Source organism: Mesorhizobium amorphae CCNWGS0123 (genome assembly GCF_001686985.1).
In the GTDB taxonomy this organism is placed as follows: domain Bacteria; phylum Pseudomonadota; class Alphaproteobacteria; order Rhizobiales; family Rhizobiaceae; genus Mesorhizobium; species Mesorhizobium amorphae.
On the sequence record NZ_CP015318.1, the window covers coordinates 3,053,505 to 3,067,268 of the forward strand.

Annotated in this window: 13 protein-coding genes and 1 pseudogene; 10 read left to right on the forward strand and 4 right to left on the reverse strand. The window is 62.7% G+C overall.

The features are described 5' to 3' along the window. The first annotated feature begins 125 nt into the window (after positions 1-125). The 5 genes from A6B35_RS14240 to A6B35_RS36215 all read left to right on the forward strand — a co-directional run bounded on the left by A6B35_RS14240 (position 126) and on the right by A6B35_RS36215 (position 3,382). Complete coding sequence (locus A6B35_RS14240; protein WP_006201455.1) at positions 126-1,112, forward strand: YihY/virulence factor BrkB family protein; 987 nt, start codon at positions 126-128, stop codon at positions 1,110-1,112. Between the two features lie 80 nt (positions 1,113-1,192). Further along, entirely contained in the window at positions 1,193-2,170 is a 978-nt protein-coding gene (locus tag A6B35_RS14245) for an SDR family oxidoreductase (RefSeq protein ID WP_006201454.1), read from the forward strand. Between the two features lie 178 nt (positions 2,171-2,348). Then, on the forward strand, positions 2,349-2,855 hold the full coding sequence (locus A6B35_RS14250) for a YciE/YciF ferroxidase family protein (RefSeq protein WP_006201453.1): 507 nt from the start codon (positions 2,349-2,351) through the stop codon (positions 2,853-2,855). A gap of 146 nt (positions 2,856-3,001) precedes the next feature. Further along, complete coding sequence (locus tag A6B35_RS37170) at positions 3,002-3,124, forward strand: hypothetical protein (protein ID WP_006201452.1); 123 nt, start codon at positions 3,002-3,004, stop codon at positions 3,122-3,124. Between the two features lie 24 nt (positions 3,125-3,148). Further along, positions 3,149-3,382 carry a hypothetical protein gene (locus A6B35_RS36215; RefSeq protein ID WP_167361594.1) on the forward strand — a complete coding sequence of 78 codons (234 nt, stop codon included), beginning with the start codon at positions 3,149-3,151 and terminating at the stop codon, positions 3,380-3,382. A 145-nt stretch (positions 3,383-3,527) separates the two neighbouring features. Here A6B35_RS36215 and A6B35_RS14255 read toward each other — a convergent pair whose 3' ends face one another. Continuing rightward, positions 3,528-4,682 (reverse strand): sulfite oxidase, encoded by a 1,155-nt coding sequence (locus A6B35_RS14255; protein ID WP_006201449.1) that lies wholly within the window; start codon positions 4,680-4,682, stop codon positions 3,528-3,530. Between the two features lie 581 nt (positions 4,683-5,263). Here A6B35_RS14255 and A6B35_RS14260 point away from each other — a divergent pair. Then, positions 5,264-5,587 (forward strand): DUF2934 domain-containing protein, encoded by a 324-nt coding sequence (locus A6B35_RS14260; protein WP_006201448.1) that lies wholly within the window; start codon positions 5,264-5,266, stop codon positions 5,585-5,587. Between the two features lie 399 nt (positions 5,588-5,986). Next, positions 5,987-6,105, forward strand: a pseudogene (locus A6B35_RS36595) (septum site-determining protein MinC); the annotation flags it as partial. 25 nt (positions 6,106-6,130) lie between these two features. Here A6B35_RS36595 and A6B35_RS14265 read toward each other — a convergent pair. From A6B35_RS14265 to A6B35_RS14275, 3 genes are all read right to left on the reverse strand, one after another. Then, complete coding sequence (locus A6B35_RS14265) at positions 6,131-9,334, reverse strand: efflux RND transporter permease subunit (protein WP_006201447.1); 3,204 nt, start codon at positions 9,332-9,334, stop codon at positions 6,131-6,133. Continuing rightward, a complete protein-coding gene (locus tag A6B35_RS14270) occupies positions 9,331-10,437 on the reverse strand; it encodes an efflux RND transporter periplasmic adaptor subunit (protein WP_050900728.1) in 1,107 nt (368 codons plus the stop codon). Before A6B35_RS14270 ends, A6B35_RS14265 begins: the two co-directional genes overlap by 4 nt. A gap of 267 nt (positions 10,438-10,704) precedes the next feature. Further along, positions 10,705-11,130, reverse strand: coding sequence for a pyridoxamine 5'-phosphate oxidase family protein (locus tag A6B35_RS14275; RefSeq protein ID WP_006201445.1), 426 nt, complete (start codon positions 11,128-11,130; stop codon positions 10,705-10,707). 560 nt (positions 11,131-11,690) lie between these two features. Between A6B35_RS14275 and minC the strand changes: the two genes are divergently transcribed. From minC to minE, 3 genes are read left to right on the forward strand one after another with little or no spacing between them, the layout of a single operon-like run. After that, a complete protein-coding gene (minC, locus tag A6B35_RS14280; protein WP_006201443.1) occupies positions 11,691-12,464 on the forward strand; it encodes a septum site-determining protein MinC in 774 nt (257 codons plus the stop codon). 60 nt (positions 12,465-12,524) lie between these two features. After that, positions 12,525-13,340 (forward strand): septum site-determining protein MinD, encoded by an 816-nt coding sequence (gene minD / locus A6B35_RS14285; RefSeq protein WP_006201442.1) that lies wholly within the window; start codon positions 12,525-12,527, stop codon positions 13,338-13,340. Continuing rightward, positions 13,337-13,609: a cell division topological specificity factor MinE gene (gene minE / locus A6B35_RS14290; protein WP_006201441.1), complete on the forward strand. Its 273-nt coding sequence runs from the start codon at positions 13,337-13,339 to the stop codon at positions 13,607-13,609. The genes minD and minE overlap by 4 nt, the downstream gene beginning before the upstream one ends. The last annotated feature ends 155 nt before the right edge of the window (positions 13,610-13,764 follow it).

Sequence of the window (13,764 nt, forward strand, 5' to 3'; positions counted from 1 at the left end):
ACCCTGGCCAACGAAATGGCAGTCGAGCTCTTGTCCCACCCGGCCCGCCCCCTTGGAGCAAGGGCAGTGCATGGAGCTCGATGATCCGCGTCCAAATAGGCGCGAAACGGAGATGGTGAGGCAGTATGCCGGGCTGGGTGGGTGAGGGCTGGGAGCTTCTGAAGGAGAGCATCAGCGGCTTCGTAAACGACAACGCCTTGAGCCACGGCGCCGCGATGGCCTTTTATGCCACCACGTCGCTGGCGCCGATCCTGCTCATCATCGTTGCCATCGCAGGCTTCGCCTTCGGCAATGATGCCGCCGAGCTCGCCCTTTCGGCGCAGATTTCAGGGGTGATGGGTCCGCAGAGCGCCGACCTCTTGCAGGCCGCGATCGAAACCGCGTCGCAGAAATCGGCAAGCACATTGGCCACGATATTGGGCTTGGTGACCCTGATTTTCACCGCATCAGGCGTCTTCGGCGAAATGCAGCTTTCGCTGAACGAGATCTGGAAGGTCAGGCCGAGCGGTACATCGTTTTCACGATTGGTGCGGGCTCGCGCTGCAAGTCTGGGTCTGGTGGCCGCTCTGGGTTTCATGCTGCTCGTGTCGCTGGCGGCGAGCACGGCGATCTCGGCCCTCGGCGACATCATCAACGCGCATCTGCCCTTTGGCGAACTGATCGTGAGTGCAATCAACACGATCGTGTCTTTTGTCCTGATCGCCCTGCTGTTCGCCGCAATCTACAAGGTCCTGCCTGACAGGACCCTGAGATGGCGCGACGTCACCATCGGCTCGATCGTGACCGCATTTCTTTTCACGGTCGGCAAGTCGTTGATCGGCTGGTACATCGGAACAAGCGCCATCGCGACGTCATACGGGGCGGCCGGCGCGCTGCTGGTCGTGCTGCTCTGGGTATACTATTCAACGCAGATATTTCTGTTCGGCGCAGAGATCACCCGAGCCTATTCCATCAGGCAGGGGAGCCGGCCCGATCTGGCACCGGTCGTCGCGGCGAGCACTGGGGCAAGGCGGGCGGATCGAAGCGCGTCGAAGACCGAGATCGTCATGTGGATTGTCCTCAGCAGCCTGGTCACGGCGGCTATTTCACGAATCCGCCGGACCGACAAATAAGCCTGAGCACTTCGACAGCGGTTCGACGCCGCCAACCTTTTGTGTCCGCCGGCGTTGTCCTTCCAGCGAAGGAGAAACCGATGCTGACAAAATCCAACACCTCGAAAGCCACGCAAAAGCAGCGGCGCGTGCAGCGCAAGGTCGATGCCGACGATCGCCGCAAGTCGAAGGCGAAATCAAAATCGAATGGCGCCATGCAGGCGGGCGCGCGAAACTATCCCGAGCCGCCTTTCCCGAAGCAGCATCACCCCAAGCCCGGCGAAGAGTGGAAGATCGAGCCGGCGCCGCTCTATGACGCGCCGTTCTGGCAGGGCTCGAAAAAGCTCGATGGCAAGGTGGCGCTGATCACCGGCGGCGATTCCGGCATCGGCCGGGCGGTCGCCGTCCTGTTCGCGCGCGAGGGCGCCGACATCGCCATCGCCTATCTCAGCGAGGACCGCGACGCCGAGACGACGAAGCAGGCGGTCGAGGCCGAGGGCCGCCGCTGCCTGGCGCTGCGCGGCGATGTCGCCAGCCGCGCCTTCTGCCGCCGCGCGGTGGAACGGACACTGAAGCAGTTCGGCGGTCTCGACGTGCTGGTCAACAACGCAGCGTTCCAGGTGCATTCGGTCGATTTCACCGACCTTACCGAGGAGCATTTCGACACCACGCTGAAGACCAATCTCTACGGCTATTTCCATATGGCGCAGGAGGCGGTGCCGCACATGAGGCCGGGTTCGGCCATCATCAACACCGGCTCGGTCACCGGCATCGACGGCTCGAAGCATCTGGTCGACTATTCCATGACCAAGGGCGGCATCCACGCCTTCACCCGTGCGTTGTCGGGCAGTCTCATCGGCAAGGGCATCCGCGTCAATGCGGTGGCACCGGGGCCGGTATGGACCCCGCTCAATCCGTCGGAGAAGGAGGCCGAGGACGTCTCGGTGTTCGGTGCGAAGACACCGATGAAGCGCCCGGCGCAGCCGGAGGAGATCGCGCCGGCCTATGTGTTCCTGGCCTCGCCGCAATGCTCCAGCTACATCACCGGCGAGATCCTGCCGATCGTTGGCGGGTATTGATCTGGTTGGCTCCTGAATCGGCCGCTCACTCAGCATCCATGGGCGGAAACCTATGCCCCATGACAGGGCTCGACTCCGTGCGGAAAGAATTTCGTTTCCGTTTGGAACAAGGCGGGAGACTGGCTGTTTCCTAAGACCTCATGTCGAGGCGAGGGAACAACCAAGAAGGACCAACCCTATGGCGACCAAGGCTGCATCGAAGGGTCTGAATGAACTCTTCCACGACACACTCAAGGACATGTATTTCGCCGAGAAGAAGATTCTCATCACGTTGCCAAAGATGGCAAAGGCAGCGCAAAGCGAGGCTCTGAAATTGGCATTCGAAAAGCATCGCAATCAGACCGAAGAGCATGTTGCTCGCCTCGAGGAGGTCTTCGAGGTGATCGACAAGAAACCGGCTGGCAAAACCTGTGCCGCCATCATGGGCATCACCGAGGAAGGCGCCGAGATCATCAAGGAATATAAGGGCTCGCCGTCTCTGGATGCCGGCCTCCTGGCGGCAGCACAGGCCGTCGAGCACTATGAGATCTCGCGCTATGGCACGCTGCGGACCTGGGCATCCGAACTCGGACTGACCGAGGCGGTCAATCTCCTGGACCTGACGCTGATCGAGGAGAAGGAAACCGACGCCGCGCTCACCGAACTTGCTGGCTCGGCCGTCAACGTGGCGGCGGAAGCCGCGTAACGGCAGCCAGACATCCCCTCTCTTCTCGTCCCGAGCCCTGGCGATCGGTCACCAGGGCTCGGAGAACTACTTTCAAACAGATGGCTCCGGAGGAACATTAGCCCGTTCTAAAAGTTCTACACCCAACACTGTTGAGGTGATCGAAAATGGCATTTGTGGTGGTTCATTTCCTCGGCTTGACGGTTCAGGATTTCGTGGGCGGGGTGGTGCCGTTACTGGCCTGCGTTCTCTTCTTCCATATTGTGTTGAGGGGCAGTCCGAACCGCTAGGAGCAATGGGCTCTGGACACAGGTATGGTGATCCGTCGAAAGGCCCAGCAAGCAGGAATGAGCCAGGGCCCGGCGACAACCGGGCCATCAATCCTCCTTTCGAGACCGATGATCAGAAAACTCAAATCCGGAAAATACCGCCTTTATTCGCGCAAGGAGGATGAAAAGACCGGCCGCCGCCGGAACCTCGGCACGTTTGACACCCGCGAGGCGGCCGAAAAGCACGAACGCGAGGTGCAGTATTTCAAGCGGCATTGAGGGGAAATCATGCCAGCGACTGGCGCGCACGATGCACCGCTGATGACGCCCCCAATTGTCATGCCGCGCGGCCGCGTCGGCATGAAAATTTTCGCCAGTTCGCTGGTCTCCTGCAGGCTTCGCGACGGATTGGCCTGCATGTTTCTCAAGCGATCTTGACGCGCCTCGTCACTTGGCCATTGCTCTCCCAGTATGTGTGCTTCTTGGCGATCAAGGGATCGTCCATTGCTGGTTGAACCTGTCCCGTTGTGCTGACCGCGCGCGAGGTCACCGTGTGTTCTCCCGGCGACGGGTTTGCCCAGGGCAGGGACCAGATTTTCCAGGCATGCTCGGCCTCCTCACTGTGGTCGATGGTCGCCGGCGCCCAGGGCGCTTGATCGATTTGCACTTCGACCCGGTCGATCGGCGCCCCCCAGGCTGCTCCGACGATGGCGTAGTCCGAGCCTTTCCGGGTGACCTTCGCGGGTGCCGACTTTAGCAGCGCCCGGCCCACCGAGGTCTCGGCCCACACGGTCTCGCCATTGTGGTCTTCCTCCCGGATGGTGACATAGTCGCGGGCCATCATAACGCTCATGAACCTTGTGTCGCGAACCTCGATGCGCTTCAGCCACTTGACATTGGCGATCCCGTACCAGCCCGGAGCAATAAGCCGCAGCGGGAAACCATTGGGCGCCGGCAAGGCGGCGCCGTTCATTTCATAGCAGAGTAGATTGTCGGGGTTCATCGCGTCGGCGAGCGACATGCTGCGCGCGAAACTCTGCTTCATCTTGACGTCGCGTATCGGAACCTCGCTTTCGTCAGTTCCGAAAAAGACGACCTCGATGCCCTTCTCCAGAACGCCGGCTTCCTCGAGGATCGGCGCGAGCGGCGTCCCTGCCCAACGGGCATTGCCGATGCCGCCGGTGAAAAACGGAAAACCGTGGTTGCCCGAGCATTCCACGGTGAAAACGACCTCCTGGCGCGGCCGCGCCCTGATGTCGGCGAGCGTCAACTTCAGGGGCTTCTTGACCAGGCCCCCGATCTCCATGGACCAGGTCTTCTCATCGATCGTCGGTCGATTGAAATGCGAGATGCTGAAGAACTTGTCGTTTGGCGTTATCCAGCTATCCAGATCCTCCCAGACAAGCTGCGTCTTGATTCCATCCGGATTGGGATTTTCGGTCGGCTGGTCCAGCCACGGAACAACCTCCTCGCCCGCCTGTGTTGGAAAAGCGTAGGCTGGCGAGGCACGGATAGCAGCGATTGCGACAAGAGCCGCGCTTCCTTGAATAAGAAGTTCTCTGCGTTGAATTCTATGCATGTTGTTTACCTCCCAGTTGATCCGGAACAGGCTGCAACGTGCGTTAGGCCGTAGCCTGACCGCGGATAGGCGACACAATGAAAGTTCGGCCCAGCCGGAAGTATCCGGATAGGTCAGACAATCACCGACGCACCTCAAGCATGTGAAGTGTTGGGCGAAACTCTAGCGGCGTTTTCGCAATCTAAGAGTGCGCCCTTGAAAAGGAGGTGTCCACAACCTGGACGGGACATTGTAACTTTGTGGCATTATACTTTGTGGCATTCCAGACCGAAATCCAGCCCTGTCAAAATCATTGCTGCTCAGACCGCGACAGGCCGGCCGTGATCTTCGGTGGGATGCGCCAGCGGGTGGCGCCGAAATTGCGCCGGTCAAGCCGGGATTGAGGTTGGCGAGCTCGGCGGTGTCCATACGATTGAGTTGGGCAGGCGGCGCGCAGTTCGGCGGCCATCGGGGAGGGGCAGCAGCGCTATCCTATCGGCGTCACGCCGAGATGCCGGAGGCACTCTTGGATTCGCGCAGATTTCTTGGATCGTTCGGCCGCGCGCGGCGTTTCAGGAGCAGCTGAAATGGAGGAACGGAAAATGGGCGACGATCGGTTGGCAAAGATCAGGCAGCGTGCCTATGAGATCTGGGAACGGGAAGGCCGGCTGTTCGGCAATCACGAGCGGCACTGGAACCAGGCCCAGGCGGAAATCGACCGCGAGGCGGCCCTGCCGCTGACGGCGGGCGACGCCCTGCCGGAAACCCGCGAGATCGCCAGCTCCGACATTCTGACGGTCGAGGAACTGGCCATGCGCACCGGCATATCGGGCGACGAGGCGCGGGAGCTGATCGACAGGCTGGGCAGTGACCGCGCCGCGATCGAGTCAGCCGCGCGCAGCCTCAAGGCGAGACGGCGGCTTTAGCTTCGGGCTGCATTGAACCGAACGGCCCGGCCGCGTCAGCGGCCTCTCTGTCATGCAAACCCGCGTCAGCGGCCCCTCCGTCAGACAGCCTCAGCGGCCTTCGCCGGCACGCGGGAACAGGTGGCGCCGAAGCGCGTTGATCTTTGTCAGGAGACCAAAAATGTCTGTCCACAAGACGACTGTCCACAAGGAAGACTACCGGACAAATCGGGCCGACTACCTGATTGCGAGGTCGCCGATCCCAAAGGTCGAGCCCAAGCCGAAGAAGCGACCGTCCCGGCCTGATGACCTGCGCCCGATTCGAGTCCCGAAGCATAGGGTGACGGGTTCATGAATACAGTCCCGATCCGTTAGTCCGCCTATGCGCATGGCCTTTGCCGACCCCTCGAGACCAAATCCATTCGCTTTCGCGCCCGTTCCTTTGTCGCCTTCACGCTGACGCCGGAGGCGCCTTTGGGCTGGAGAGCCTCGACCGCTGGATCGGCAACTCGCCGGGCTATTTCGCCGGCCGTCCGGTGCGCCCGACGCGGCGAGTTCGTAATCCTACTCGGCGGCCGTCTCCGATGGCGCCTCTGCCGGCCCCGAGGGCTCGGCAGAGGCACGGGGCTTGCGCCGTGAAAACAGCGACCTGAGCGCGACGTAGAACACCGGCGTCAGGAACAGGCCGACGAAGGTGACGCCGAGCATGCCGGAGAACACTGCGGTGCCGAGCGACTGGCGCATTTCTGCGCCCGGGCCCGTTGCGATCATCAGCGGCACGACGCCGAGGATGAACGAGAAGGCGGTCATCAGGATCGGCCGCAGCCTGAGTCGGCAGGCTTCGACGGCAGCCTCGGCGGCCGACAGGCCGCGTTCCTGCGCCTGCCGCGCGAATTCGACGATCAGGATCGCGTTCTTGGCGGCAAGCCCGATCAGCACGATGAGGCCGATCTGCACGAGGATGTTGTTGTCCAGCCCTCGGAAAGACACGCCGAGCAACGCCGCGAGCACGCCGAGCGGCACCACCAGCACAATGGCGAACGGCAGCACCCAGCTTTCATATTGCGCCGCCAGCGCCAGGAACACGAACAGCACCGACAGTCCGAAAATATAGACAGCGGCATTGCCGGTGTTGCGCTCTTGATAGGCGAGTTCGGTCCATTCATAGGAGGTACCGGCCGGCAGCGTCTTTGCCGTGATCCCTTCCATCAATGCCAGCGCGTCGCCCGTGGAAACGCCGGGCGCGGCGTTGCCCTGCAGCGGCACCGAGACGTACATGTTGTAGCGCTGGACCAGCGCCGGACCGGTGACGTCGCGGATCTCGATCAACGTGCCGAGCGGAACCAGCGCGCCGGTCGCCGAGCGCACCTTCAGTTTCAAAATGTCGGCGCGATCGAGGCGGAACGCCTGGTCGGCCTGCGCCCGCACCTGGTAGACGCGCCCGAAAGCGTTGAAGTCGTTGACATAGGCGGTGCCCAAATTGATCGACAGCGTCTCGAAGATGTTGGGGATCGGCACGTTCAGGATGCGCGCCTTGTCGCGATCGATCGCCAGGAAGAATTGCGGGCTCGACGCGGAGAACGTGGTGAACACGCCCGTCAGCCCCGGCGTCTTGTTGGCCTTGCCGGCGATTTCGTAGGCAAGCGCCAGGATCTGCCGCATGTCGGCGCTGTTGCGCTCCTGGATCTGCAGCTTGAAGCCGCCGGCATTGCCGACGCCGCGGATCGGCGGCGGCGGCAGTGCGATAATGAAGGCTTCCTTGATGCTTTGCAGGCTACCGAACAGATTGCCGATGACCTGGGTCGCCGACTGGCCGGCTTTCAGTCGCTCGTCAAACGGCTTGAACCTGGCGAAGATCACGCCTTGGTTGCTGGCGTTGGTGAAGGTCGCGCCGGAGAAGCCGGCGAAGGCGACTGCGTAGTCGACGCCTGGCGTTTTCTGGATAATCTGCGACGCCTGCTGGATGACCGCATCGGTCCTCGACAGCGAGGCGCCGTCCGGCAACTGGACGACGACGATCGCATAGCCCTGGTCGAGCGACGGAATGAAACCGCGCGGCACCGCCTGCACCATGTAGACCGTGGCGCAGATGAGGGCCGCGAAAACGGCCAGCATGGCGGTGATCGCTATCCACGAGCCGACCAGCACGCGGACGATGCCCGAATACCAATGGGCGACCCTGTCGAAGCCGCGATTGAAGCCGTCGGCGAGCGCCCGCCCGAACCGCGCCAGGAAAAAGCGCGGCGGCGCCGCCGCGGCGTGGTGCGGCTTGAACAGCAGTGCGGCCAGCGCCGGCGAAAGCGTCAGCGAATTGAATGCCGAGATCGCCGTCGACACCGCGATGGTGATCGCAAACTGCAGGTAGAACTGCCCGGAAATGCCGGGGATGAAGGCTGTCGGTACGAACACGGCTATCAGCACCAGCGAGATCGCGATGACCGCCGTTCCGACTTCGTCCATGGTCAGGTGCGACGCCGGATTGGGCGCCAGCCCTTCGGCGATATTGCGCTCGACGTTCTCGACCACGACGATCGCATCGTCGACGACGATGCCGATCGCCAGAACGAGGCCGAACAGCGTCAGCATGTTGAGCGAGAAGCCGGCGGCGTAAAGCACCGCCAGCGTGCCGATCAGCGACACGGGGATCGCCACGATCGGCACGATCGCCATGCGCCACGATTGCAGGAAGACGATGATGACGATGATGACCAGCAGCATCGCTTCGAGGATCGTCTTGTAGACCTCCTGGATCGACTCGGCGACGAACTCGGTCGGATTATAGACGATGTCGTAGCTCAACCCCTTCGGGAAGTCGCGGGAAAGCTCCTTCATCTTGTCCTGGATCTCCGCGGCTGCGGCGAGCGCATTGGTGCCCGGCCGCTGGAAGATGGCGAGCGCCACCGCCGGTTTGCCGTTGAGATAGGAGTTGGTGACGTAATCCTTGGCGCCGAGCTCGATGCGCGCCACGTCCTGCAGCGAGATCAGGCGGCCGTCGTCGGTCGATTTGACGATCACATATCGGAAGTCGCGCGCGTCGTTGAAACGGCCTTGCGTGGTGACCGTGTACTGGAACGCCGTGCCGGTGTTGGTCGGCGGCGCGCCGATCGAGCCGCCCGACACCTGAACGTTCTGGTCGCGCAGTGCCTGCACCACATCGCCCGAGGTCATCCCCAGGGCGGACAGTTTTTCCGGATCGAGCCAGATGCGCAGCGAATATTCGCGTTCGCCGAAGATGATGAGGTCGCCGACGCCGTCTAACCTGAGGAGTATGTCGCGCACCCGCGAGCGGGCGTAGTTCGAGACGTAGAGCTGGTCGTAGGTATTGTCGGGCGACAGCATGTGCACGACCATCATCAGGTCGGGCGAGCTCTTGGTCGTGGTGATGCCGAGGCGGCGGACTTCTTCGGGCAGGCGCGCCTCGGCGATCGACACGCGGTTCTGCACCAGCACCTGCGCCTGGTCGAGATCGGTGCCCAGCTTGAAGGTGATGGTCAGCGCCATCGCCCCGTCGCCCGACGAATAGGACGACATGTAGAGCATGCCCTCGACGCCGTTGATCTCCTGCTCGACCGGCGTTGCCACCGTCGCTGCGACCGTCTCGGCGTCGGCGCCCGGATACTGCGCGCGAACGACGATGGTCGGCGGCGCGATCTCGGGATATTGCGCGACCGGCAACTGGGTATAAGCAATCCCGCCGAGGATCAGCAGGACGATCGAAACGACCGATGCGAAGATCGGACGGTCGACGAAGAAATGTGCGAACCTCATTGCTGCAACTCGGCGGTCTCGGCCTTGGGCGGCAACGTCACCATCTCGACCTTCACCTTGGTGCCGGGCCTGGCGTGCATCAGCCCGTTGACGATGATCGTCTCGTCGCCGGTCAGGCCCTCGCGGATCACCCGGTAGCCGTCGAGACGCGGGCCGGTGCGCACGGGTTTCGCCGTCACCATCCCGGCCTCATCCACCAGGAACACGATGCGGCGATCCTGATCGGCGCCGATCGCCTCGTCGGGCACCAGCACGCCGCTATGCGGCAGCGACCCCGGCACGTTGATGCGCCCGAACATGCCTGGCTGGAGAACGCCGTCGGCGTTGGGAAACCTTGCACGCACCCGCATGGTGCCGGTCGCGTTGTCGATCCGGTTCTCGGCAAAATCGAGCTTGCCTTTGAATGCCGCCTCCGCGCGGTCGGCGACGCGAACCACCACTTCGAGCCCGCCGGCGCCTTCCTGCATGCTGCCGCCGCGCTCCTTCGCGTCGCGGGCGTAGCTGAAATACAGGCGCTCATCGACGTCGAAATAGAAGTCGATCGGATCGCGCGTAACGATGGTCGTCAGCAAGGTGGAATCCGGCTGCACGAGGTTGCCGACCGACACCAGCCGGCGGTCGATGCGGCCGGACAAGGGCGCCTTGATCTCGGTGAATTCCATGTTCAGGCTGGCCGTCGTCAGCGCAGCCGTCGCGCCCTGCATCTGCGCCTGCGCCGAAAGGTATTCCCGCCGGCGGTCGTCGACCGTAGCGGTTGAGATATTGCCGGTCTTGGCGAGTTCGTCGGCGCGATCCAGCTGCATCTTGGAGAATTCGAGCAGACTCTTGGCGACGTCCACTTGCGATTTGGCGGCATCATAAGCCGCCTGGTACGGCCGCTGGTCGATGGTGAAGAGCAGGTCGCCCTTGTTGACCAGTGCGCCGTCCTGGAAGGTGATCTTGTCCAGATAGCCGCTGACGCGCGAACGGATGGCGACCTGGTCGACGGCTTCGAAGCGCCCGACGAACTCGTCGTCTTCTACGATTTCACGGACCACCGGCTTGGCCGCCGTCACCACGGGCAGCTGCTGGTCCTGCGCAAACGCAGTGCTGCTGAAAGCCATGCCGAGCAGGAATGCCGCCAACACGGCGGCGGGGACAAGCCAGCCGGCCGATCGACGGGGTCGCCAGCCCGCGTCGCGATGCAATTGCCCATTCTCTGGGGTGTCCATTGCGTCCTCGCTCGCTGGACCCGGAGGTCGGTTGATCGGCTTCTACGCTAAGGCTTCTCGTCGAGATCAGAGCACTGCAGTGTTGTGCAAGGCAACGTGATCATTTTCCATGTGGGCTGAAATGTCCACCCGGACGGCGACCCGAAGCCGTTGCGTCTGTCAGAATTGAATCTTGATCAGCTCGGGAGGCTCCTTGTTGAAATCGGAATATCGAATCCACCGCGGCGTTGCTTTGAACATCACGGCCCCTCTCTCGATGAACTCCCTGTCGGCCGGAACGCTGTTGAGATAAGCTTCCTGGTATTGTTCGATATCCGCGGCAGGAACCCTTGTTGCCTCACCCTCGTATTGAACCGTGATATTGTCGTTCCATCCGATTACGAACGCGACGCCGGGACGCTCCGCGAGATTGTCGAACTTTCGCGTGTCCTTGAAAGTGCTGAACACGATCTCAAGATTGTCGCGCACCGAGAAGTCGACCGTAGCAGCCTCCGGCGTTCCATTACGATGGCAGGTCGCGATGACCGCCAAGGTGTGCTTTCTCAGGAATTCAAGGATCATGCGTTTCGTATGAAAATCGTCCATTGTCTCGTCCCCCAGCGAGTATTCTCGATTTTTGTGCAGTCCCATTCGACAGCCCGCCGGCCTCAGCGGAGTTTGGCCGCCAGCGCCGCGAGCTTGCGAGATATGCGTTCACCACCCGACCCAGCCATTGATGCGTCCGTTCTAATCTCGTGCCTTCCAGGACGATTAACACATTGCTCGCCCTCGTTCGATGGTCGTCGAGACCGTGACCTGGACCTCGAGCGGACTGATTGCGGTTTTGTTCCGCTTCGTGCGCGCCTCAGCAGTTCAGACAGCATGCAAGCGAGGAGGTGGTTGCAGAGGTGCTCTCCCACGCCATCGGCCGGCAGGGTCCTGCGCCGAACATCATGAAGACGGTCAAGGTTCTAAAAGAACGCAAGATCGCCGACAGGACGTTGCTTCACCTGCATGGGGATGATCGCTCTTGGCGCTTAGCAGACTTTCGCCCCGGTCAGCGCTGTCAGGAACCGCCCTCCCAGAGCACGCGAACTCCCCTCGCATTAACCTTTCGTTAACCATGCTTGGCCTAGCGTTTACCTATCAGTAAGGAATCGCTGTCCGTGACCTTCGCCGCCCCCGTCGAGACCAAATCCATTCGCTTTCGCGCCCGTTCCTTTGTCGCCTTCACGCTGACGCCGGAGGCGCCTTTGGACGAGTGGCTGGAAAGCCTCGACCGCTGGATCGGCAACTCGCCGGGCTATTTTGCCGGCCGTCCGGTGGTGCTCGATTTGAACACGCTCAAGCCCGATGTCGCCGCGATCGAATCGCTGGTCGGCGTGCTTGGTCATCGCGGCATCCGCGTCTATGCCATCGAGATGGATGGCGGCGCCGAGCTTGGGCCGCATCTGCCGCCGGCGCTGGTTGGCGCCAAGGAGGCCACCGCCGACGGGCTGCTGCAGCCCGGCCACAAGGCAGCCCCGAGCAAGCCGGAAGAGGGCAAGGCTGAAGAGCACAAGGCCGAAGAGGGCAGGGCAGTGGCCCAGGCGAAGCCGGCCTTGCCGGCTGACGGCACGCTGATGATCCGCACGCCGATCCGCTCGGGGCAGCTTGTGTTTCATCCGCATGGCGACGTCATCGTGCTGGGCTCCGTCGCTTCCGGGTCCGAGATCGTCGCCGCCGGCTCCATCCACGTCTACGGCACGCTGCGCGGGCGCGCCTCGGCCGGCGGGCTTGGCAATTCCGCGGCGCGCATCTTCTGCCGCAAGAACGAGGCCGAACTGCTCTCGGTCGACGGCTGGTATTGCACCGCCGAGGAGATGGATCCGTCGGTGCGCGGCAAGGCGATCCAGGCCTTTCTCGACAACGGCATGCTGCGCATCGCGCCGTTCAGCTGACAAGAACTCGGCGGCGGCGCCGACCGATAAGGCAACGAAACAAAAACGGAGGCACTTTTCATGGGCAAGGTAGTAGTGGTCACGTCGGGCAAGGGGGGCGTCGGCAAGACGACCTCGACGGCGGCGCTGGGAGCGGCGGTCGCCAAGACCGGCAAGAAGGTGGCGCTTGTCGACTTCGATGTCGGCTTGCGGAATCTCGACCTGATCATGGGCGCCGAGCGGCGCGTCGTGTTCGATCTGGTCAACGTCATCCAGGGCTCGGCCAAGCTGTCGCAGGCGCTGATCCGCGACAAACGGGTCGAGACGCTGTTCCTGCTGCCGGCCTCGCAGACGCGCGACAAGGATGCGCTGACCGAAGAGGGCGTCGGCGAGGTCATCGAGCGGCTGCGCTCGGTGTTCGACTATGTCTTCTGCGACAGCCCTGCCGGCATCGAGCGCGGCGCCCAGCTTGCCATGCGCTTTGCCGACGAGGCAGTCATCGTTACCAACCCGGAAGTGAGCTCCGTGCGCGATTCCGATCGCATCATCGGCCTGCTCGACGCCCGCACCATGAAGGCCGAGCAGGGCGAGCAGATCGCCAAGCACGTGCTGGTGACGCGCTACGATGCGGCGCGCGCCGCACGCGGCGAGATGCTCTCGATCGACGACGTTCTGGAAATCCTGTCGACGCCGCTCTTGGGCATCATTCCCGAAAGCCAGGATGTGCTGAGGGCCTCGAATCTCGGTTCGCCGGTGACATTGGCCGATCCGCTGACTGCCGCCGCCAAAGCCTATCTCGACGCGGCACGGCGGCTCGAAGGCGAGGAACTGCCCGTCGTGGTGCCCTTCGAACGCAAGGGCTTCCTCGACCGTCTGCTCGGAAGGAGGGCGGCATGAACATTTTCGACCTCTTCAAGCGGCGCTCCAGCGCGCCGGTGGCGCGCGAGCGGCTGCAGGTGCTGCTCGCCTATGAGCGCCGCAACCGCAGCCAGCCCGATCTGGTCTCCATCCTGCGCGAGGAGATCATGGCGGTGATCGCCAAGCATGTGCAGATCGACCAGGACTATCTGCAGGTCTCGATGGACCGCGGCGAGACCATGTCGACGCTGGAGATCGACATCCAGATCCCCAACAAGAGCGCCGTGCCGCTGGCCATGGCGGGGTGAGGGCTGACCTCGCGGAACCAGGGTTCCTCGCCCCCACGCAGTGGGGGTCCGAAGGACGGGCGAGACCGGTGGCTCGGCCCGCTAAAGGTGGTCGCGAAGCGGCCGGAGAGGGGGCTTCGCCATGCCGGCGGGTTCCCTCTAGATCGTTAGAGCGA